The organism is Amycolatopsis plumensis, from assembly GCF_042652605.1.
Taxonomy (GTDB): domain Bacteria; phylum Actinomycetota; class Actinomycetes; order Mycobacteriales; family Pseudonocardiaceae; genus Amycolatopsis; species Amycolatopsis plumensis.
Genome location: NZ_JBHSJY010000001.1, coordinates 4,662,732 through 4,681,603, shown reverse-complemented (window position 1 = coordinate 4,681,603; position 18,872 = coordinate 4,662,732). Strand labels below are relative to the sequence as shown.

General features: G+C 72.0%; 20 protein-coding genes. 11 read left to right on the top strand and 9 right to left on the bottom strand.

What is annotated here, in order from left to right:
* Positions 1-123 precede the first annotated feature (123 nt).
* Complete coding sequence (locus ACFPLC_RS22640; protein WP_378196225.1) at positions 124-1,548, top strand: short-chain fatty acyl-CoA regulator family protein; 1,425 nt, start codon at positions 124-126, stop codon at positions 1,546-1,548.
* On the opposite strand, the gene ACFPLC_RS22635 is transcribed toward ACFPLC_RS22640, so the two are convergent.
* The gene (locus ACFPLC_RS22635) at positions 1,549-2,544 is read right to left on the bottom strand and encodes a hypothetical protein (protein ID WP_378196228.1); all 996 of its coding nucleotides are present in this window, start codon (positions 2,542-2,544) and stop codon (positions 1,549-1,551) included.
* Positions 2,541-3,032, bottom strand: coding sequence for a SigE family RNA polymerase sigma factor (locus ACFPLC_RS22630; RefSeq protein ID WP_378196232.1), 492 nt, complete (start codon positions 3,030-3,032; stop codon positions 2,541-2,543). Before ACFPLC_RS22630 ends, ACFPLC_RS22635 begins: the two co-directional genes overlap by 4 nt.
* Before the next feature lie 88 nt (positions 3,033-3,120).
* Here ACFPLC_RS22630 and ilvA point away from each other — a divergent pair, with 88 nt between their 5' ends.
* Both ilvA and ACFPLC_RS22620 read left to right on the top strand, forming a co-directional pair.
* On the top strand, positions 3,121-4,377 hold the full coding sequence (gene ilvA, locus ACFPLC_RS22625) for a threonine ammonia-lyase IlvA (RefSeq protein WP_378196234.1): 1,257 nt from the start codon (positions 3,121-3,123) through the stop codon (positions 4,375-4,377).
* Between the two features lie 20 nt (positions 4,378-4,397).
* The gene (locus ACFPLC_RS22620) at positions 4,398-4,967 is read left to right on the top strand and encodes an NADAR family protein (RefSeq protein ID WP_378196237.1); all 570 of its coding nucleotides are present in this window, start codon (positions 4,398-4,400) and stop codon (positions 4,965-4,967) included.
* A 1-nt stretch (position 4,968) separates the two neighbouring features.
* Here ACFPLC_RS22620 and ACFPLC_RS22615 read toward each other — a convergent pair whose 3' ends face one another.
* From ACFPLC_RS22615 to ACFPLC_RS22605, 3 genes are all read right to left on the bottom strand, one after another.
* On the bottom strand, positions 4,969-6,360 hold the full coding sequence (locus tag ACFPLC_RS22615) for an alpha/beta fold hydrolase (RefSeq protein ID WP_378196240.1): 1,392 nt from the start codon (positions 6,358-6,360) through the stop codon (positions 4,969-4,971).
* 115 nt (positions 6,361-6,475) lie between these two features.
* Complete coding sequence (locus ACFPLC_RS22610) at positions 6,476-6,856, bottom strand: hypothetical protein (RefSeq protein ID WP_378196242.1); 381 nt, start codon at positions 6,854-6,856, stop codon at positions 6,476-6,478.
* A gap of 44 nt (positions 6,857-6,900) precedes the next feature.
* Complete coding sequence (locus ACFPLC_RS22605; protein WP_003058890.1) at positions 6,901-7,656, bottom strand: acyltransferase; 756 nt, start codon at positions 7,654-7,656, stop codon at positions 6,901-6,903.
* Positions 7,657-7,708: 52 nt separating this feature from the next.
* Between ACFPLC_RS22605 and ACFPLC_RS22600 the strand changes: the two genes are divergently transcribed.
* Together ACFPLC_RS22600 and ACFPLC_RS22595 are read left to right on the top strand one after the other, a co-directional pair.
* Positions 7,709-8,671, top strand: coding sequence for a nucleoside hydrolase (locus ACFPLC_RS22600; RefSeq protein WP_378196470.1), 963 nt, complete (start codon positions 7,709-7,711; stop codon positions 8,669-8,671).
* A 68-nt stretch (positions 8,672-8,739) separates the two neighbouring features.
* The gene (locus tag ACFPLC_RS22595; RefSeq protein WP_378196473.1) at positions 8,740-9,846 is read left to right on the top strand and encodes a C40 family peptidase; all 1,107 of its coding nucleotides are present in this window, start codon (positions 8,740-8,742) and stop codon (positions 9,844-9,846) included.
* A gap of 48 nt (positions 9,847-9,894) precedes the next feature.
* Here the strand turns inward: ACFPLC_RS22595 and ACFPLC_RS22590 are convergent, their stop codons facing one another.
* Positions 9,895-11,073 (bottom strand): FAD-dependent monooxygenase, encoded by a 1,179-nt coding sequence (locus tag ACFPLC_RS22590; RefSeq protein WP_378196246.1) that lies wholly within the window; start codon positions 11,071-11,073, stop codon positions 9,895-9,897.
* Positions 11,070-11,531 (bottom strand): GbsR/MarR family transcriptional regulator, encoded by a 462-nt coding sequence (locus tag ACFPLC_RS22585; protein WP_378196249.1) that lies wholly within the window; start codon positions 11,529-11,531, stop codon positions 11,070-11,072. The genes ACFPLC_RS22590 and ACFPLC_RS22585 overlap by 4 nt, the downstream gene beginning before the upstream one ends.
* A gap of 250 nt (positions 11,532-11,781) precedes the next feature.
* Here ACFPLC_RS22585 and rox point away from each other — a divergent pair, with 250 nt between their 5' ends.
* The 5 genes from rox to ACFPLC_RS22560 all read left to right on the top strand — a co-directional run bounded on the left by rox (position 11,782) and on the right by ACFPLC_RS22560 (position 16,638).
* Positions 11,782-13,218 carry a rifampin monooxygenase gene (rox, locus tag ACFPLC_RS22580; RefSeq protein ID WP_378196251.1) on the top strand — a complete coding sequence of 479 codons (1,437 nt, stop codon included), beginning with the start codon at positions 11,782-11,784 and terminating at the stop codon, positions 13,216-13,218.
* A gap of 108 nt (positions 13,219-13,326) precedes the next feature.
* Positions 13,327-14,097, top strand: coding sequence for a maleylpyruvate isomerase family mycothiol-dependent enzyme (locus ACFPLC_RS22575; RefSeq protein ID WP_378196476.1), 771 nt, complete (start codon positions 13,327-13,329; stop codon positions 14,095-14,097).
* 44 nt (positions 14,098-14,141) lie between these two features.
* The gene (locus ACFPLC_RS22570) at positions 14,142-14,570 is read left to right on the top strand and encodes a MarR family winged helix-turn-helix transcriptional regulator (RefSeq protein WP_378196254.1); all 429 of its coding nucleotides are present in this window, start codon (positions 14,142-14,144) and stop codon (positions 14,568-14,570) included.
* A gap of 41 nt (positions 14,571-14,611) precedes the next feature.
* Entirely contained in the window at positions 14,612-15,187 is a 576-nt protein-coding gene (locus ACFPLC_RS22565; protein ID WP_378196257.1) for a PadR family transcriptional regulator, read from the top strand.
* A gap of 8 nt (positions 15,188-15,195) precedes the next feature.
* Entirely contained in the window at positions 15,196-16,638 is a 1,443-nt protein-coding gene (locus ACFPLC_RS22560) for an FAD-dependent monooxygenase (RefSeq protein ID WP_378196260.1), read from the top strand.
* A gap of 6 nt (positions 16,639-16,644) precedes the next feature.
* On the opposite strand, the gene ACFPLC_RS22555 is transcribed toward ACFPLC_RS22560, so the two are convergent.
* A complete protein-coding gene (locus ACFPLC_RS22555) occupies positions 16,645-17,163 on the bottom strand; it encodes a GNAT family N-acetyltransferase (RefSeq protein WP_378196263.1) in 519 nt (172 codons plus the stop codon).
* A 9-nt stretch (positions 17,164-17,172) separates the two neighbouring features.
* Positions 17,173-18,054, bottom strand: coding sequence for a TetR/AcrR family transcriptional regulator C-terminal domain-containing protein (locus ACFPLC_RS22550; protein ID WP_378196266.1), 882 nt, complete (start codon positions 18,052-18,054; stop codon positions 17,173-17,175).
* Between the two features lie 140 nt (positions 18,055-18,194).
* On the opposite strand from ACFPLC_RS22550, the gene ACFPLC_RS22545 reads away from it, so the two are divergent.
* Positions 18,195-18,872 carry a DUF2306 domain-containing protein gene (locus ACFPLC_RS22545; RefSeq protein ID WP_378196269.1) on the top strand — a complete coding sequence of 226 codons (678 nt, stop codon included), beginning with the start codon at positions 18,195-18,197 and terminating at the stop codon, positions 18,870-18,872.

The following is an 18,872-nucleotide window of genomic DNA, read 5'->3' as shown; positions in this document are numbered from 1 at the left end:
AAGGGTACGTACGCTCTTTGCAAAGCTTGCGAATCGCCCGGTTCGCAAGTGATCGAAAATCCGCGTTCTTGACCGTTCACGTAACCGTTCAGGACCGGAAACCTTCCGGGAAAGAGGGCTCGCATGGAGAAGACTTTCGCCGGGGCGCGGCTGCGGCACCTTCGGGAAAGCCGCTCGATGAGCCAAGCCGATCTCGCTCGTGTGCTGGAGATCTCACCCAGCTACCTCAACCAGATCGAGCACAACTCACGCCCGCTGACCGTGCCGGTGCTGCTCCGGATCACGCAGGCGTTCGGCGTCGACACCGAGTTCTTCGCCAACAACGACACGTCCCGGCTGGTCGCCGACGTCAAGGAAGCGCTGCTCGACGAGGTCCTCGGGGTCGACGTCACGACCAGCGAGCTCAACGACCTGGCGACGAACCTCCCGGCGATCGCGCAGGCGCTGGTCAAGCTGCACCGCAGCTACCGCAACGCCGTCGAGAACACCGCCGTGCTGACCACCGAAAACGGCCTGGGCCTGCACGGCAGCGCCGCCGCGCCGCTGCCGCACGAGGAGGTCCGCGACTTCTTCTACGAGCGCGAGAACTATGTCGCGGAACTGGACGAACGCGCTGAGAAGATGGCCGCGGAGATCCCGCTGCAGCGCGGGCAGGTGCTCGGCGCGCTGAAGGAGCGCCTTTCCCAGCGCTACGGCGTCGAGGTGACCAGCGAAGGCATCGACGAAGCCGCCGGCCAGCAGCACCGCTACGAGCCGGTGACGCGCGTGCTGCGGCTGGCGCCCAGCCTGCGGGTCGGGCAGCAGGCGTTCCGGATGGCTTCGCAGATCGCGCTGCTCGAGTACGACGACCTCATCACCGAGCTCGCCGACTCGTGGGCGTTCTCCGGGCCGGCCGCCCGGTCGCTCGCCCGTGTCGGCCTGGCGAACTACTTCGCCGGGGCGCTGATCCTCCCGTATGGACCGTTCCTGGCCGCGGCCGAGCGCTTCCGCTACGACATCGAGCGGCTCTGCGACCACTACGGCGTCGGCTTCGAGACCGTCTGCCACCGGCTGTCGACTTTGCAACGCCCGAAGCAGCGCGGGGTGCCGTTCTCCTTCGTGCGGGTGGACCGGGCCGGGAACATGTCGAAGCGGCAGTCCGCGGCCGGGTTCCACTTCTCCCGCGTCGGCGGCGCCTGTCCACTCTGGAACATCTACGAGGCGTTCACCCAGCCCGGCAAGATCCTCACCCAGATCGCCACCCTGCCCGACGGCAAGAGCTACTTCTGGATCGCGCGCACGGTGTCGCGCAACATCGGCGGCTACGGCAGCCCGGGCAAGACGTTCACCGTCGGGCTGGGCTGCGAACTCCGCCACGCCGGACGGCTCGTCTACTCGACCGGCCTCGACCTGGACGAGCCGGCCGCCGCGACCCCCATCGGGATGGGGTGCAAAGTCTGCGAACGGCCGGCCTGCTCCCAGCGCGCCTTCCCGACGATCGGCAAGCAGCTCACCGTGGACGAGAACACGAGCACCTTCGTCCCGTACCCGGCGGTGCCGAAGGGCTGATCACCCGATCACGTGGGTCGTCCACTTGGTCTCGTCCGGGCCGAGCAGCGTGATCCGGCTCAGCAGCTCCTGCGAAGTGATGCCCGCCGCCTTCGGCTGGTCGATCGCGACGCACGCCTTCAGCCCGTTCTTCGTCGTGCACACGGGTTTGCCGAGACCGTCCGCCCGCCCGCCGGGGAGGGAGACGGTGATCGTCGCCAGTGCGCCGTTCGACGAGTACTGCAGCACCGCCCGCCACGGCACACCGTCGGAGTCCGGCCGGCGCCACAGGCCGATGTCGGCGACCCGGAACGTCTCCGGCAGTCCGGAGATGTGCAGCGGCAGGGGCACCGGGCGGTTCCCGATCGTCACCTCTCCGGCGACCCTCAGCAGGACCTGCTGCAGGTCGGGCAAGGCGAGGTAGTACGCGTTCAGCTCGGCCCAGCGGCCGTCCGGGGTCGGCCAGCGCAGGTAGCTGTCGCCGTGGTTGAGCGGGTCCCCGGCATCGGTCGTCACCCAGTACCCGTCACGGTCGCCGACCCGGACCGGGACGCGCACCGCCTGCCCGCCCATGTCGTGCCTGCGGTCCAGCGGCGGTTCCCGGTCGAACACGCCGAGCCAGATCATCGGCGCCAGCTCGCCGCGGCCGATGGCCAGCGCGTAGTCGCCGTGGTCGCCGACGCCGTACTCGATGCCCTTGATCGGCTCCGGCAGCCAGCCGAAGCTCGCCTTCGCCACCAGCGGGTTGTCGGTGGGCGCCGGCGGGACGGGGACGGGTGCGGGGCCGGGTCCGGGCAGCACCGCCGCCGGCGCGGCCGGCGGCGCGGGCCGGAACGCCGACACCGCCGTCAGCCCCCCGGCCGTCACCACCGCGGCGCAGCCCACGACCAGCGCGGCGGTCCGGACGCGGCGACGGCGTCCCCCGAGGCGGCGCGCGCGGTCGAGGTCGAGCCGGGACGGCGGGGCGGGCGTTTCGGCCAGTTCCTTCAGCTTGGTGGCCAGCTCGTGGTCGGTCATGCTCGTCCCTCCCGGATCGGTTCGCGCAGCAGATCGCGAAGCGCGTCCACGGCTTTGGCGGTCTGGCTCTTGACGGTGCCTTCGGAACAGCCCAGCGCCCGCGCGGTCTCCGCGACCGGGAGGTCGCAGAAGTAGCGCAGCACGACGGTCGCGCGCTGCCGGGCCGGCAGCCGCTCCAGCGCGGCCCGCAGGTCGAGGGCCAGTTCGACGTCCGCGGCAGGCGTGGGCGGCTCGTGGTCTTTTTCGCGCAAATCCACCCGCCGCCACCACGACGTCCGCTGCTCGGCCAGGTAGGTGTTGACGAGCGTGCGGCGCACGTAGCCGTCCACGTTGGCGGCGCGGGACGCCCGTGGCCAATGCGCGTAGAGCCGGGTGACCGACGACTGGACCAGGTCGTCGGCCCGGTGCCAGTCGCCGCAGAGCAAGTACGCCACCTTGCGCAGCCAGGCCGCCCGCGCGGTCACGTACTCGGTGAATCCGGCGTCCATCGGCGCCCCCCATCTCGTTCGACACCCCTTTGATGGGCCCGGAGGCCCGAGCGGTTGCCCGGGACGCGCGAGTCGTAGATTCACCGGGGTGCACGACATCGACACGGTGACCGCGGCGACCATCGAAAAGGCCGCCGAGCGGCTGGCCGGGGTGGTGACCCGGACGCCGCTGGAGCCCAGCGCCCGGCTGTCGTCCCGGGTGGACGCCCAGGTCTGGGTGAAACGCGAGGACCTGCAGACCGTCCGGTCGTACAAGATCCGCGGCGCTTACAACTTCATCGTCCAGCTCGACGAGGACGTCCGCGCCCGCGGGGTCGTCTGCGCCAGCGCCGGCAACCACGCCCAGGGCGTCGCATACGCGTGCCGCCGGCTCGGCGCCACCGGCCGCGTGTACGTCCCCGGGACCACGCCGCGGCAGAAGCGCGAACGCATCGCGACGCTCGGCGGCGCGCACATCGAAGTGATCGTTGTCGGAGAAACGTACGAAGACGCCTTCGCCGCGGCCAACGAGGACGCCCAGCGCACCGGCGCGACCCTGGTGCCCGCGTTCGACGACGTCCGGACCGTCGCCGGTCAGGGCACGGTCGCTCTCGAGGTGGTCGAGCAGCTCGGCTTCGTGCCCGACGTCGTGGTCGTGCCGGTCGGCGGCGGCGGGCTGCTGGCCGGGGTCGGCAGCTGGCTGCGCGAGCGGCACCCGGACGTCCGCATCGTCGGCGTCGAACCGGCCGGCGCGGCCTGCATGGCCGCGGCCCTGGAGGCCGGGCACCCGGTTCGGCTGCCCGAGCTCGACTCGTTCGTCGACGGCGCCGCCGTGCGCGAGGCCGGCGCGGTCACCTATCCCCTGATCCGCGAGAGCGGCGCGGAGCTGACCGCGGTCGCCGAGGGTGCGGTGTGCACCGAGATGCTCGCGATGTACCAGTCCGACGGGATCATCGCCGAACCCGCGGGCGCGCTCGCCGCGGCGTCGCTCGGCACGTTCGTCGAGGTCGAGCCCGGCCAGACCGTGGTATGCCTGGTCTCCGGCGGCAACAACGACGTCAGCCGATACGGCGAGATCCTTGAGCGCTCCCTGATGCACGAAGGGCTGAAGCACTACTTCCTCGTCGGGTTCCCGCAGGAGCCGGGCGCGCTGCGGCGGTTCCTCGAGCAGGTCCTCGGGCCCGAGGACGACATCACCCGCTTCGAGTACGTCAAGCGCACCAACCGGGAGCTGGGCCCGGCGCTGGTCGGCCTGGAAATCGCCCGGCCGTCCGACCTGGCCGGGCTCCTGGCCCGGATGGACGCGAGCCCGCTGCAGGTGGAGCGGATCGAGCCGGGCAGCCCCCTGTTCCACTTCCTGCTCTGAGCGCGTGGTCCACTAGGCGGATGGTGAAGGTCGACGGTGTCCGCAGTGTCGAGGCGTTGCGCGAGAAAGTCCACGAGGGTGCGGAGCCCGAATACCTGCTGTTCTACGGGCACACGCCCTCGAAGTCCGGCCGGGTGACGGCGAGCTGCCTGAGCCAGTGGTGGGCCGACCCGTTCGAGGCCGACGGCCTCGTCTACCCGACCGCCGAGCACTACATGATGGCGGGCAAGGCGCTGTTGTTCGGTGACGTCGAGAAGGCCGAACTGATCCGGTCGACGCCCGACCCGAAGACGGCGAAGGTGCTCGGCCGCGAGGTCGCCGGGTTCGACGCCGCCACCTGGGAGCGGCACCGGTTCGACATCGTCGTCGACGGCAACCTGGCCAAATTCCGGCAACACCGCGACCTGCGCCGGTTCCTGCTCGGAACCGGGGACGCGGTGCTCGTCGAGGCGTCCAAGAAGGATCTCGTCTGGGGCACCGGCCTCGCGCGCGAGGAGAAGAACGCGACCAAGCCGGACTACTGGCGCGGGCTGAACCTGCTCGGCTTCGCGCTGATGGAGGTCCGCGACCAGCTGCGGGCGCGCGTCTGACTCAAGGCCCGGGGACCGGCGCGCCCGGGCACGACGCCGACGTCGTCCGGCCCGTGTCGAAGAAAGTGACCACGGCGTCGGCGCAGGGCAGCGACGACAGCGAGCCGTGGACGTCGTCCTCGACGGTCATCAGCGCGCCGCCGATCCGTCGTTGCATCGCGAGCGCCCAGCCGATGGGCGTGACCGGCTCGTAGAGGTGGCCGACGAGCTGCAGCGGGCTTGTCCCATTTTCGAACGACCACGGCCGGGCGGCGAGGGGCCAGCCGATGCAGAGCTGTTCGTAGAAGCCGTAGCCGCCCGCGACCGGGAGGCGCTGTATGCGGTCGAGGCGGTGCTGCCAGACCGTCTCGAAGTCGCGCGGGCTCGGCGACTCGTTGCAGAGCAGCGCCGTCTGCTGGAAGTGGTTGAAGGCGTGCGGCTCGCCGTCCCAGCCCAGGCCGCCCGTTGTCGGTTTTCCGGCAACGGGCGTTCCGCCGTCGCGGATGGCGGCGAGCTGCTTCGCCAGACCGGCCCACTCGCGGCGCGGGTCGGCGAGCATGCCGTTGACGCTCTCGCCGTACTCGTCCCGCAGGCCGAGCAGGGCTTTCGCGACCGCGGGCTCCGTGGTCCCGAATCGGTAAATGGCGTCGTACCTGGCGATCCAGGCCGCGAACTCGTGGAAGGTGTTCTCGCCCGCGGTCGCCTGGCCGTCGTCCATCGCGGTGACGCTGAAGTCCGGCGGCATGACGGAGTCGAGCAGCATCTTGTCGACGTGGTCGTCGAAGAGCGACCGGTACTGGGCGCCGAGCGCGGTCCCCCACGAGACGCCGTAGTAGCCGATCTTGTCCTCGCCGAGGGCGACGCGGATGCGGTCCAGGTCGCGGGCGATCGTCGGCGTGGTCAGATTCCGGACGAAGGCCGGGTCGGCGTCGACGCACTTGCGGTTCGCCTCGGCGAACCGCTCGGCGGCTTCGCGCGCCTTCTCCTTGTCGGTGCTCGGCTCGGGGAATTCGGCCGGGCACGGGAGGTCGGCGCTGTAGCCGACGCCGCGCGGGTCGAACCCGACGAGGTCGTGGTGGACGCCGAGGCCGCCGGCGTGGCTGTCGGCGATGCTGCCGGGCATGGTGAGCCCGGACTGGCCGGGACCGCCGGGGTTCAGCAGGATCGCGCCGGTCCGCGTGCCGGTCGCCCGGATCCGGCTGACGGCGATGTCGATTTTCCGGCCATCGGGGTCGGCGTAGTCGAGCGGGACCGGGACCAGCGTGCATTCGGTGCGGTGGTCGCCGGGGTCCCAGCCCTGAGCGACGGTGGCGCACAGCTGCCAGGAGAGCCCGTCCGCGACGGCGACCGCGGGGACGGCGGGCAGCAATGCCGCGGCGGCGAGCAGCGGGACGGCGAACCGGGTGATCGACATGGGCCCCAGGCTGCCGCGGACCGGTGTGGCGGAGATCGGCCGATCAGCCGGGGAGCACCGCCGAACGGCCGGGAAACGGCGTGGTCGTTTCTCGACCACGCAGGAAAACCGCAGGTCAGTCGCCCGGGCATTCGTTGCCGCCGCCGCTGCGCTCGACGCAGTGGGTCGGCTCCGGGGGCGGCGGCGGGCCGGGGTGGGTCTGAGCCCAGCGAACCCCCGCCACCACGGCGACCACGACGACTCCGATCCCGTAGAACCAGATCCAGCCCCGCCGCCGCGTGGTCGCCGAAACGACCAGTCCCACGACCGGGATACCCGCGCCGAGCCACCTCGCCCAGGTGAACGTCGGGCTCGCCGCGGCGGGGTCACCGGATCCCAGTCCGATGCCGTACGCCATCAACAGGCCTCGGAAGAACATCAGCGGGACGACGATCAGCCACACCACCGCGCCCACGGCGAGCAGGGCCGACGCGGCGACCTCGCGAAGCTCCTTCACCCGACCACTATGTCGCGAAAAGCGACCACGCGGCCTGAGTGGATCTACTGCTCCCCGAGGGTCTTCTGCAGGGCCTTGTTCGCCTTGCGGGCCATGTCCGCGACCGCCTCGCGACGCGCGGCGTCGGCCGCGTAGTCGTCTTCGCGGTTACGCACCACTCGCGCCGGCGCACCGACCGCGATCGAGTAGTCCGGAATGTCACCACGGACGACCGCGTGCGCGCCCAGCACGCTGCCGCGGCCGATGCGGGTGCCCTTCAGGACGCTGACCTTGGTGCCGAGCCAGGTGTCCGGGCCGATCCGGACCGGGGACTTCACGATCCCCTGGTCCTTGATCGGGACGTGAATGTCCGAAATGACGTGATCGAAGTCACAGATGTACACCCAGTCGGCGACCAGGGTGGCCGCGCCGAGCTCGATGTCGAGGTAGCAGTTGATCACGTTCTGGCGGCCGAACACCGACTTGTCGCCGATCCGCAGAGAGCCCTCGTGGCAGCGGATGGCGTTGCCGTCGCCGATGTGGACCCAGCGGCCGATCTCCAGGCGCCCGTAGCCAGGACGGCAGTGGATCTCGACGTCCTTCCCGAGGAAGAGCATCCCCCGCAGGATGATGTGCGGGTTGGCGAGCCGGAACTTGAGCAGCCGGTAGTACCGGACCAGGTACCAGGGCGTGTACGCGCGGTTGCGCAGCACCCAGCGCAGCGAGTCGGCGGTCAGGAACTTGGCCTGCCGCGGGTCCTGCCGGGCGCGGCGCCAGGCCCGCACCCGCGACAGCGCGGGCGCACCCCACATCGACGTCATGCCCGTGACCGTAACCTGTGTGCGGGACGAGTTCGCAGGCAAGGGGAGCGGGATGGGCACGAAGCTGATCATCGACACCGACCCGGGCGTCGACGACGCGCTGGCGATCGCGCTGGCGGCGCTGTCGCCGGACGTCGACCTGCTGGGTGTGACGTCGGTTTTCGGCAACGTCCCCCTCGACCGCACGACGTCGAACGCGCGAAAGCTGCTCGAGCTCTTCGGCCGCGCCGACGTGCCCGTGGCCGCCGGGGCGGCTCGCCCGCTCGTCTACTCGAAGCCGCGTGACGCGAAAGAGGTCCACGGCGGCGACGGCCTGTCCGGCCACTCCTACACCCTGCCCGAGGCGAGCCGTCCGCTGGAGGAGCGGGATGCCGTCCGGCTGATGCTCGACCTGCTCGAAGCCGCCGACGAGCCGGTGACCATCGCGCCGATCGGGCCGCTGACGAACATCGCCGCGCTGCTCGCGGCCCACCCGGGCGCGGCGGCGAAGATCGCGCGGCTGGTGATCATGGGCGGCGGCGTGACGTTCGGCAACAGCACGACCGCCGCCGAATTCAACATCTGGAGCGACCCGGAGGCGGCCCGGCGCGTGCTGGTCGAGGAGGACGTCCCGGTGGTGCTGGTCCCGCTGGACCTCACGCACCGCTGCGCCGTCGACGGCGAGTGGCTGGCGAAGCTCGCGTCGTCGGGCCCGGTCGGCGCCATCCTCGAAGGACTGACGTCGACCTACCGGCAGCACTACACGCGCGTGTTCGGCGAAGACCGGATGGTCATGCACGACGCCGTCGCGGTCGCCGAGGCGATTTCGCCGGGCATCCTGCACACCGAGACCTTCCGGGTCGACGTCGACTGCGGCCTCGGCCCGGCGCGCGGCCAGACCCTGGTCGACCGGCGGCGGCTCGGCGAGGACGATCCGCAGTTCTCCCCCGGCCGCCCGATCGAGGTGGCGCTGGACACCGACCTCGACGGCCTGCGCGGCTTCGTCCTCGACCGGCTCACGGGAGCGGCCCGGTGAGCGAGGAACCCGAGATCGTCCCGGCCGAGATCGAGACCGGCACGCCCGGAGCGCGCCGCCGGAAGCCCGTGGTCGTGATCGCGGCGGTGGTCGTCGTCGCCGGTGCCCTGGTGGCGGGGATCTCGCTCGCGCCGAAGCAGCAGGAGACCACGAACGCCGCCGCGACGGCCGGCCCGACGTCGTCGACGTCGGGGACATCGCCAAAACCGTCCACGCCGCCGACGACCACGCCACCGCAGACCTCGACGCCGCCGAAGGTGCCCGAAGCGAGCGAGTTCGACGCCTGGGCGTCCAAGACCAGCCAGTGGCTCGACATCCCGCTGCGCGCGATGGTCGGCTACGCGAAGGCGACGACGACCCTGAGCAAGGACATCCCCGGGTGCCACCTTTCCTGGGTCACGCTGGCCGCGGTCGGAAAAGTGACCACGGACCACGGCCGGGCGCGCGGCGGGCAGTTCGGCACCACCGGCGTCCTGGACAAGCCGCTCGGCACGATCGAGGTGCGCGACTTCTACAACAAGGTCGTCTCGACGGCGAACGCCGCCGGGCCGATGCAGCTGTCCCCGGCGATCTGGGGCAAGTACCAGGCGAGCGCGTCCGGCGGGCAGCCCGATGTCCAAAACATCGACGACGCCGCGTTGACCACGGGCCGCGCGCTGTGCGCCGACGGCCACGACCTGTCCCAGGGCCAGGTGTGGTGGAACTCGGTCGCCACGCTGCAGGCGGCGCCGCTGTTCCTGCACCGGACGCTGGCCACGGTCAACGTCTACGGCACGGTCGGCCAGGGCTCGGCGGCGCCGAACCCGGCGGTGCTGAGCGCGGTGAACTTCGCGATCGACAAGATCGGCCTCCCGTACATCTGGGGCGGCAACGGCACCGGCGGCAACGACCCGGGCTTCGACTGCTCGGGCCTGACGACGGCGGCGTACGCGAGTGCGGGGATCAAGCTGATGCGCACGGCCGACACGCAGTTCCGCAGCGTGCCGCACGTGACCGACCCGCAGCTGGGCGACCTGATCTTCTACGGCGAGCCGGCCACCAAGATCCACCACGTCGGTCTCTACATCGGCAACCAGCAGATGATCGACGCGCCCCAGACCGGCCAGGCGGTCCAGGTCCACTCGTACCGCCGGGACGGCGACGACTACGCGGGAGCGGGCCGCCCGACGGCCTGAGGTGCTGCGCTCCGGGATACCGCAGTTCCCGGCGGCCCGGCGAGACCGTCACCGCCCGCTCGTCTCCGCCCGTTCGGTGGGTGGGAACCAGTCCCAGAGGCGGGCGGCCTTGCGGGCCGCCACGCCGCCACCGGCGACGCGGGTCAGGCGGGTCATCAGCCGGTGGGTGAGCGGGCTGGTGGACAGGCTGACCTTCGGGTCCTGCCGGGCCATCCGCGCCACCCGCTGGCTGCGGGGACGCCGGGCACGGTCGTAGCGCGCCAGCGCCGCCGGGACATCGGTGGCGCCCGCGAGTTCGGCGGCGAGCACGGCCGCGTCCTCCAGCGCCTGGCACGCGCCCTGGGCGAGGAAGGGCGTCATCGCGTGGGCCGCGTCGCCGAGCAGCGCGACCCGGCCGTCCGCATAGGACGGCAACGGGTCGAGGTCGAAGATGTCGTGGCACAGCACGGACGCCGCCGGGGTCGCGGCCAGCAGGGCCGGGATCGGGTCATGCCAGTCGCCGATGCGGGCCCGGACCTCGGCGAGGTTGTCGCCGTAGCGCCGGCCGGGCTCGTCCTGGCGGATGGTGAGGAACCAGAACACCCGCTGCCCGCCGATCGGGTGCGCGCCGAACCGGGCGCCGCGTCCCCAGGTCTGGAACCCCGCGACCGGCCACACGGCACCGGGTTCGGTCACCCCACGCCAGCAGAGGATCCGCTGGAAGACGGGACCGGGCACGTCCGGCCACACCGCACGGCGGACCGCACTGCGAAGCCCGTCCGCCCCGATGAGGACGTCGGCGTGCGCGGTCCGGGACCCGCCCGGGGTCCGGTAGGCGACGGTCACCCCGGAGCCGGACTGCTCGACTCCGGTCACCTCGGCCGCGGCGTGCACGACGCCGGCCGGCAGGTGGCCGGCCAGCACCCGGTGCAGGTCGGCGCGGTGGTTGGCCAGCAAGGGCGCGTCCCGCCCCGGCCGGAACCGCATGAGGTAGCCGCCGTCCGGGGTGCGGAGGGTGGCTCCGGCCTCGGTCGGCACCGAGACCGCCCGGAATTCTCCGCCCACGCCCAGCGCGTCCGCCGCGCGGACCGCGTTGGGCGCGAACGACCAGCCCGCGCCGGCCTCGCCGGGTTCGGCCGCCCGTTCCAGCACGGTCACCGTCCAGCCGGCCCGCCGCAGGCCGATCGCCGCGGCGAGCCCGCCGATTCCGCCGCCCGCGATCAGCGCCGTGTTCTCCCGGCCGGTCATTTCGTCTTCCCCTTCTCAGGACGCGGTGTTTCGGTCAGGAGCTTGGTCATCCAGTCGTAGACGTCGTGGGCGACGCGCAGCCGTTCGGCGCGGCCGCTTCCGGCCCCGGCCAGGCCGATGCCGTCGGCGGCGAGGTCACGGAACTCCGCGAGGCCGGCGACCCGGCGCCGGATCACCGTGTCCCACGCGTCGTCGTCCACGCGGTAGTAGCTCGTCCGCTCGCCCGGCCTGGTGCGCCGCCGGACGAAACCCGCGTCGGCCAGGACCCGCATGTTCGTGGCCAGCGACGCCTTGCTCGCCCCGATCGCCTCCGCGATCTGCCCCGCGGACTGCTCCGGCGGGTCACAGATCATCAGCCACCCCAGGATCCGGCCGGCGATCGGCGGCACCGCGTACTCCGCGGCGCAGAACATCGCCATCCGCTCGACCCACTCGAGCTCCTGCTCGCGCTCCGCCACTCGAACCTCCCGTGTTGTTCAGTTAGTTCAGTATGTTCCAAACTAACTGGACTTGACAACCCGGCTCGAAAAGAAATGGACGGCCCCCGGTCCGGGGTTGTAGCTTGCGGTCGTCCGTGACACGCCCGAGGAGGTGAGACCCATGAACGCAGGATCGACGTGGGTGCTCCCCCTCCAGTCACGGCCGGGCGATTGACGTAGGTGTCGCCGGGAGCGCCTCGACCACCAGGCACTCCCGAAAGGCACCCCCATGGACTCTTCGCCCTTCGACGTCGTCATCGCCGGCTGCGGCCCGACCGGCGCGACCCTGGCCGCCGAACTGCGGCTGCACGACGTGCGCGTCCTCGTCCTCGAACAGGACACCGAGCCCGCGTCCTTCGTCCGCATCGTCGGGCTGCACGTGCGCAGCCTCGAACTGATGGCCATGCGCGGCCTGCTGGACCGTCTCCTCGAGCACGGGCGGCAGCGGCCGGCCGGCGGGTTCTTCGCCGCCATCCCCAAGCCCGCGCCCCCGGACCTGGACTCCGCGCACGCCTACCTCCTCGGCATCCCGCAGCCGGTCGTCGTCCGGCTCCTCGAAGACCACGCGGTCGCCCTGGGTGCCCAGGTCCGCCACGGTGCGGCCGTGGTCGATTTCGAGCAAGACGACGACGGCGTGACCGTCGAGCTGGCCGGCGGTGAACGGCTGCGGACCCGCTACCTCGTCGGCTGCGACGGCGGGCGCAGCACGGTGCGCAAACTGAGCGGCATCGGCTTCCCCGGCGAGCCCTCGCGGACCGAGACGCTGATGGGCGAAATGGCGGCGACGGCGCCGCCGGCGGCGATCGCCGCCAAGGTGCGGGAGGTCGGCGAGACCCACCGGCCGTTCTGGCTCCGGCCCTTCGGCGGAGGTGTCTACAGCGTCGTCGTCCCCGCCGACGGCATCGGCGATCGCGCGACCCCGCCGACCCTGGACGATTTCCGGCAACAGCTGCGTGCCGTCGCCGGAACCGACTTCGGCGTGCACTCCCCGCGCTGGCTGTCCCGGTTCGGGGACGCCACCCGGCTGGCCGAGCGGTACCAGGCGGGGCGGGTCCTGCTGGCCGGCGACGCGGCGCACATCCACCCGCCCACCGGCGGCCAGGGCCTCAACCTGGGCGTCCAGGACGCGTTCAACCTCGGCTGGAAGCTCGCCGCGCGGATCCGCGGCTGGGCACCCGGCGGCCTGCTGGACACCTATGAAGCCGAACGCCGCCCGGTCGCCGAGGCCGTCTTGGACAACACCCGGGCCCAGATGGAACTGATGTCCCCCGAACCGGGCCCGCGGGCCGTGCGCCGGCTGCTCACCGAACTGATGGACTTCGCCGAGGTGAACCGCCACCTGATCGAGAAGATCGCCGCGATCGACATCCGCTACGACTTCGGCCCGGGCCCCGACCTGCTCGGCCGCCGGTTGCGCGACATCGACGTCAAGCAGGGGCGTCTCTACGACCGGCTGCACCGCGGCCGCGGCCTGCTGCTGGACCGCACCGAACGCCTCGGCACCGGCGCCTGGTCGGATCGGGTCGATCACCTCCCGGACCCGACCGCGGCCCTCGACGTTCCGGCCGTCCTGCTGCGCCCCGACGGTCACGTCGCCTGGATCGGCGATGACCAGCGGGACCTGGACGACCACCTGGCCCGCTGGTTCGGCTCACCGCTCCAGTGAGGTAGCTTTGTCCGCTGCGAGGCGGCCGTCCAGGTCCGGGAAGGACGTCTTCGGGGCACTCGATCATGACCCCACGGCCGCCGTCGCCCGGCCTACCGTGGCGGGGTGATGTCTTTGAGCCACGACCGGCTGGCCGGCGCCCTCGTCACCGAAGCGGACCGGTTCGGGGCGGTGATCGCCGGCGCCGATCCGGACGCGCGCGTCCCGACGTGTCCGGAATGGACACTGCGGGACCTGACCTGCCACGTCGGCGTCGCCTACCACAAGTCGGCCGCGATCATCGCGAGCCGGCCCAGCGGATACGTGCCGTTCGAGGCCGTCACGATCGACGAGCCGCCCGCGTTCGAGGCTCTCGGCGGCTGGCTGCGCGACGGTGCCGAGCGGCTCGTCGCCGCGGTGGCCGAGGTCGGGCCCGAGACCCCGACGTCGACGTGGACCCCCGATCGGCGCGCCGGGTTCTGGACGCGGCGGCTGACCCACGAGACGGTCGTCCACCGCGCGGACGCCGCCTTCGCGACCGGCACACCGTACGACGTCGACGCCGACCTCGCCGCCGACGGGATTTCCGAGGGCCTGGACCTGGTCGTCGTCTTTTCGCGGCAACAGCACCCGGCCCTGGACCGGACGTCGCTGCGGGGCACCGGCGAGACGCTGCTGTTCCACGCCACCGAACCCGAGGTCGGCTGGCTCGTCCGGCGGACGCCGTCGGGGGTGGAGGTGAGCCAGGAGACCGGCTCGGAAGCCGACGTCGTCGTCGAAGGCCGCGCCGCCGACCTGCTGCTCGCCCTGACCGGGCGCCTCGCCGCGGAGGACGCCCGGCTCGCCGTGTCCGGCGACGCGGCCCTGTTCCACCACTGGCGCGAGCACACGCGCTTCTAGGCGCCCTGATGGTGGCGGTCGCCGAAATGTGTAAGGCTCCTGTCATGAGTGCAGCCCCGACCGGCGATCGACCGGGCTACCTGATCAAACGCGCCCAGCAGGCCCTGAACCAGGCCTGCACCGACCGGCTGCGCCCGCTGGGCCTGTCGATGTCGCAGTACGCCGTGCTGCGCGCGCTCGACGACCACCCGGGCGCGTCGTCGGCCGAACTCGCGCGGATCACGTTCGTCACGCGGCAGTCGCTGCGGGACGTCCTGGGCGGCCTGCGGTCGGCCGGGCTGGTCGCCGTCGCCGAAAAAGCGACCACCGGCCGGGCGCGCCCGGTGACGCTGACCCCGCAGGGTCGCACCCACCTGGACGCCGCCGAAGACCTGATCACGCAGGTCGAAGCGCAAATGCTGACCACGCTGTCGGCCGACCAGAAGCGCTACCTGGCCGACCTCCTGCACGCCTGCGTCGGCAACCTGACTTGACGACGGTCGTATAGTCGGTTCCGACTAATAGGGAGCGACTAGTGCCGCCACGCAAGATCCGCAACACCCTCGCGCTGGCCCTGCTCGGGCTGCTGCTGGAACGCCCGATGCACCCGTACGAAATGGCGTCGACGCTGCGCGAACGTCACAAGGGCTCGACGTTCAAGATCAACCCGGGGTCGCTCTACGACACCGTGGAGTCGCTGGCGAAGCACCGCTGGATCGAGCCCGTGGAGACGGTCCGGGAGGGCAACCGGCCGGAGCGGACGGTCTACGCGCACACCGAACTGGGCCGCCAGGAGTTCGTCGCCTGGCTCGACGAACTGGTCCGCGAACCGGTCGCGGAGTACCCGAAGTTCGTCGCGGCGGTGAGCTACCTCGGCGCGCTCGGCCCCGAGCGCGCCGCCGACGCGCTCGAGGAACGCGCCCGCCACCTCGCCGAACGCATCGACGGCGCGGACACGGCGCTGGCCGAAACGGTCGGCAAGGGCGCGCCGCGGCTGTTCATGATCGAGGTCGAGTTCGTCCGGCACGCGTGGCAGGCGGAGCTCGACTGGGCGCGCCGCACGGTCGCCGAAATCCGGTCCGGCGCCCTGCCGTGGCCCGAGAACTTCTGAGGGGAACCATGTCCGACACCGATGTCCTCATCGCCGGCGCCGGTCCGGCCGGCCTGCTGCTCGCCGCGGAGCTCGCGCTGGCCGGCGTCCGCACCACGATCGTCGAACGCCTGCCGGAACGTCCGCCGTATTGCCGCGGTTTCAACCTGAACGCGCGGGCGCTGGACCTGCTGGCCCGCCGCGGCCTGGCCGAGGGGCTGGTGGCCGAGGGACACCGGGTGCCGCACGCACCGGTCACCGGCCTGCCCGGCCCGCTGCTGCTCGACGGCGCGGCGACGGACCACCCGTTCTCGCTGGGCATCCCGCAGACCCGCGTCGAAGAGGTCCTGGAGGCGCGGGCGCTCGAACTGGGCGTCGAAATCCTGCGCGGCCACGACCTGCGCTCGTTCACCCAGTCCGCGGACGAGGTCGCCACGACAGTCCACAACGGACGCTTCGGCCGCACGATCCGCGCCCGGTTCCTCGTCGGCTGCGACGGCGGCCGCAGCACGGTGCGCAAGCAGGCGGGCATCGGCTTCCCCGGCGTCGACGCACGCTGGTACGCGCTGCTCGGCGACGTCGAATGCGAACTGCCGTACGGGCCTTCGGCGGGCCCGGACGGGCGGAGCCTGTTCGTGATCCCGCGGCCGGGGTACGTCCGGATCGTGGTCCGGGAGGACGACCCGCCGTCGGACAAGGACACGCCCGTCACGCTGGAGAGGCTGCAGGCCCAGGTGGACGCGGTCCTCGGCCGCCACGTCGAGTTGCGCGCACCCCGCTGGCTGAGCCGCTTCGGCGACGCGGCTCGCCTGGCCTCGAGATACCGCGAAGGCCGGGTGCTCCTGGCGGGCGACGCGGCCCACATCCACCCACCGGCCGGGGCGATCGGCGTGAACGTCGCACTCGACGACGCGTTCAACCTGGGCTGGAAACTGGCGGCAACGGTGCGGGGGACGGCACCCGAGGGCCTCCTAGACACCTACCACGACGAACGACACGCGGCGGGCGAGCAAATCCTGGCGAACACGCGGGCGCAGGTGGCGCTGGAGGAAGCCGCCGAGGAGCCGTGGGCTGACTTGATGCGCCGGGTGGCGGCGCACCCGGCGGGGAACCGCGCGCTGGCGGAGATCATCACGGGCCTGGACGCGTGTTACGAGCCGGGCGGCCACCCCTGGGCCGGGCGGCTGGCTCCGGACGTGCCGCTGCTGGTCTCGGGAGCGGAGACGCACCTGGCGGCCTTGCTGCACGCCGGGCGGCCGGTGCTGCTGGATCTGACGGCCTCGGGGTCGTTCGCGGCTTGGTCCGGTGGGGTCGAGGTGGTGGCCGCATCGAGTCTGTCCCCTGTGGACGTTGAGGCGGTGCTGCTGCGGCCGGACGGGCACGTCGCCTGGGTGGGCACGCCGGACTCGGGCGACGCCGGGCTGGCGGAAGCGGTGCGCCGGTGGGTGGGGCAAGTGCCGGCGTCGGTCTGACCCGGGTCAGCGCGGGCGGTCCAGGACCGCCCGCTGCTCCACCCGCCCGTCCAGGACGAACTTGCTGTGCGGGGAAAACCCCAGCTTCTCGACCACCCGGGCCGACGGCTTGTTCGCCGGCTCGTAGACCGCCAGCAGCCGATCCGTCCAGCCTGACTCGAACGCGCGGTCACGGACCGCGGCCGTCGCCTCCGTCGCGTACCCGCGGCCCCAGCCCGAGGGCGCTATCCACCAGCCCATCTCCACCGCCGGCACGCCAAGGCCCGACTCCGTCGCCGCCCGCCGCACCAGGGAGACCACTCCGTCGAACGATCCCGGCGCCGCCGACACGGCGAACCAGCCGAAGCCGTGTTCGGCCCAGTGCGCCAGCGTTGCGCGGTGCTTGGCCAGCGTGTACTCGTGGCTCCACGGCTCACCGGTCCCCACGTAGCGGACCGTCTCCGGCAGCTGGGCCAACGCGAACAGGTCGTCGAAAAACGCTTCGGACCACGCGTGCAGCGTGAGCCGTTCCGTGGCGATCAACACCGAGCCACCTTATCCGAGGAGCACGCCGATCCCGTCGAGCTGACGCTGCAACCCGAACTCGAACGCCTCGTCGAGGTCGACGTTCTCGACGCCCGTCATCACCTCGGTCAGTGTCGGGAACCGGCCCGATCCGAGGAACCGGGTCAGCAGCGCCATGTCGGCCTCGAGGCGCTGGTCGCCCGTGATGCCCGTGTCCTGCTCGGCCTGGACCTCGAACGCGTTGCTCGCCGCGAGGCCGCCGACCCAGCCGTTGAGCGTCATGATCACCTGCAGCTTGACCCGCCGCTTCAGACCGGTTCCGGCCAGCGCGCGCAGCGACCAGTCGACCAGGCGCAAGCCCGCCGCCAGCACCGGCGGGCGGACCAGGGAATTGAGCAGGATCGGCGCCAGCCACGGGTGACGGCGGTACGCCCGCCATTGCGCGCGGGCGGCCAGCTCGAGGCGCGGCCGCCACGGCGCCGGGCCCGGCTCCGGCAGCTCCGCCTCCCCGAGCGCCACGTCCGCCATCAGCCGCAGCAGCTCGTCCTTGTCCGGCACGTGCCGGTACAGCGCCATCGGGCCGACGCCCAGCTCGGCCGCCAGCCGCCGCATCGACAGCGCGGCCAGGCCCTCGGCGTCGGCGAGCGCGATCGCCGCGCGCACCAGGCTGTCGCGGCCCAGCGGCGGCTTGACCGGCGTCCGGTCCGCGACGACCGTGCCGCTGCCCGGCACCGCACGCACCCAGCCCTGCTCGCCCAGCGCCGACAGCGCTTTCGCGGCCGTCGCCATCGCGACACCCCACTCGCGGACCAGCGCCCGCGTCGACGGGACGCGGTCGCCCGGCCGCAGCTCGCCCGCGCTGATCCGGCGGCGCAGGTCCGCCGCGATCCGGAGGTAGGGCGCCTCGGTCACAGCCACTCCGTACTAGAACAGTTGCTGCCAGAGCCTAGAACACTTCCAGGGTACTCCCCCAATGTCCGCACCAAAGATTGCCGCTGCGAAAGGTCACGCAATACGGTCCGAATACACCGTATGAGAAATCAGGGGGAACCATGACGACGACCGAAGTCCGCCGCCCGAAGCCGTGGGTGCGCCGCCCGTGGGTGTTCCCGCTGGGGCTGCTGGTCACCGCGTTCCTGGTCTTTTCGCTGCCGCCCTACCTCGGGCTCGACCCCGCGCAGTCGCGGATCCCCGCCCCCACCGGCTGGTACTACCCGGTGCTCGTCACGCACATCGGCTTCGCGACCGTCGCCATGGTGACCTGCGCACTGCAGATCTGGCCGTGGCTGCGGCAGAAGCACCCGGCGGTGCACCGCCGCACCGGGCGTGTGTACGTCTTCGCCGGCGCGATCCCGGCGTCGATCGCCGGCTTCGCCATCGCGCTCGCCGCGCCGTTCGGCCCGGTCGGGGCCGTGTCGAACGTCCTGCTCGCGATCCTCTGGTTCGGTTGCACCGTGCAGGGCTACCGGATGGCGCGGGCACGCCGGTTCGGCGACCACCGGCGCTGGATGATCCGCAGCTTCGCGCTGTGCATGTCGATCATCAGCAACCGGATCTGGGGCGTGATCTGGGTGATGGTGCTGACGCCGCAGCTGGACACGACGTTCGGCGGCAGCGAAGTCGCGCTGGGCCAGGCGATCGCCGGGATCACCACGTGGACCGGCTGGGTGCTCCCGCTGCTGGCCGCCGAGTGGTGGCTGGGCCGGGGACGGCGTCGCGCGGCGGCCTGA

Excerpts from the sequence above, each read along its gene's own strand:
- ACFPLC_RS22630 (WP_378196232.1), bottom strand. The coding sequence starts at position 3,032 with ATGGACGCCGGATTCACCGAGTACGTGACCGCGCGGGCGGCCTGGCTG.
- ACFPLC_RS22635 (WP_378196228.1), bottom strand. The coding sequence starts at position 2,544 with ATGACCGACCACGAGCTGGCCACCAAGCTGAAGGAACTGGCCGAAACG.
- ACFPLC_RS22575 (WP_378196476.1), top strand. The coding sequence starts at position 13,327 with ATGTCTTTGAGCCACGACCGGCTGGCCGGCGCCCTCGTCACCGAAGCG.
- ACFPLC_RS22605 (WP_003058890.1), bottom strand. The coding sequence starts at position 7,656 with ATGACGTCGATGTGGGGTGCGCCCGCGCTGTCGCGGGTGCGGGCCTGG.
- ACFPLC_RS22545 (WP_378196269.1), top strand. The coding sequence starts at position 18,195 with ATGACGACGACCGAAGTCCGCCGCCCGAAGCCGTGGGTGCGCCGCCCG.
- ACFPLC_RS22560 (WP_378196260.1), top strand. The coding sequence starts at position 15,196 with ATGTCCGACACCGATGTCCTCATCGCCGGCGCCGGTCCGGCCGGCCTG.
- ACFPLC_RS22590 (WP_378196246.1), bottom strand. The coding sequence starts at position 11,073 with ATGACCGGCCGGGAGAACACGGCGCTGATCGCGGGCGGCGGAATCGGC.
- ACFPLC_RS22570 (WP_378196254.1), top strand. The coding sequence starts at position 14,142 with ATGAGTGCAGCCCCGACCGGCGATCGACCGGGCTACCTGATCAAACGC.
- ACFPLC_RS22600 (WP_378196470.1), top strand. The coding sequence starts at position 7,709 with ATGGGCACGAAGCTGATCATCGACACCGACCCGGGCGTCGACGACGCG.
- rox (WP_378196251.1), top strand. The coding sequence starts at position 11,782 with ATGGACTCTTCGCCCTTCGACGTCGTCATCGCCGGCTGCGGCCCGACC.
- ACFPLC_RS22620 (WP_378196237.1), top strand. The coding sequence starts at position 4,398 with ATGGTGAAGGTCGACGGTGTCCGCAGTGTCGAGGCGTTGCGCGAGAAA.
- ACFPLC_RS22640 (WP_378196225.1), top strand. The coding sequence starts at position 124 with ATGGAGAAGACTTTCGCCGGGGCGCGGCTGCGGCACCTTCGGGAAAGC.
- ACFPLC_RS22615 (WP_378196240.1), bottom strand. The coding sequence starts at position 6,360 with ATGTCGATCACCCGGTTCGCCGTCCCGCTGCTCGCCGCCGCGGCATTG.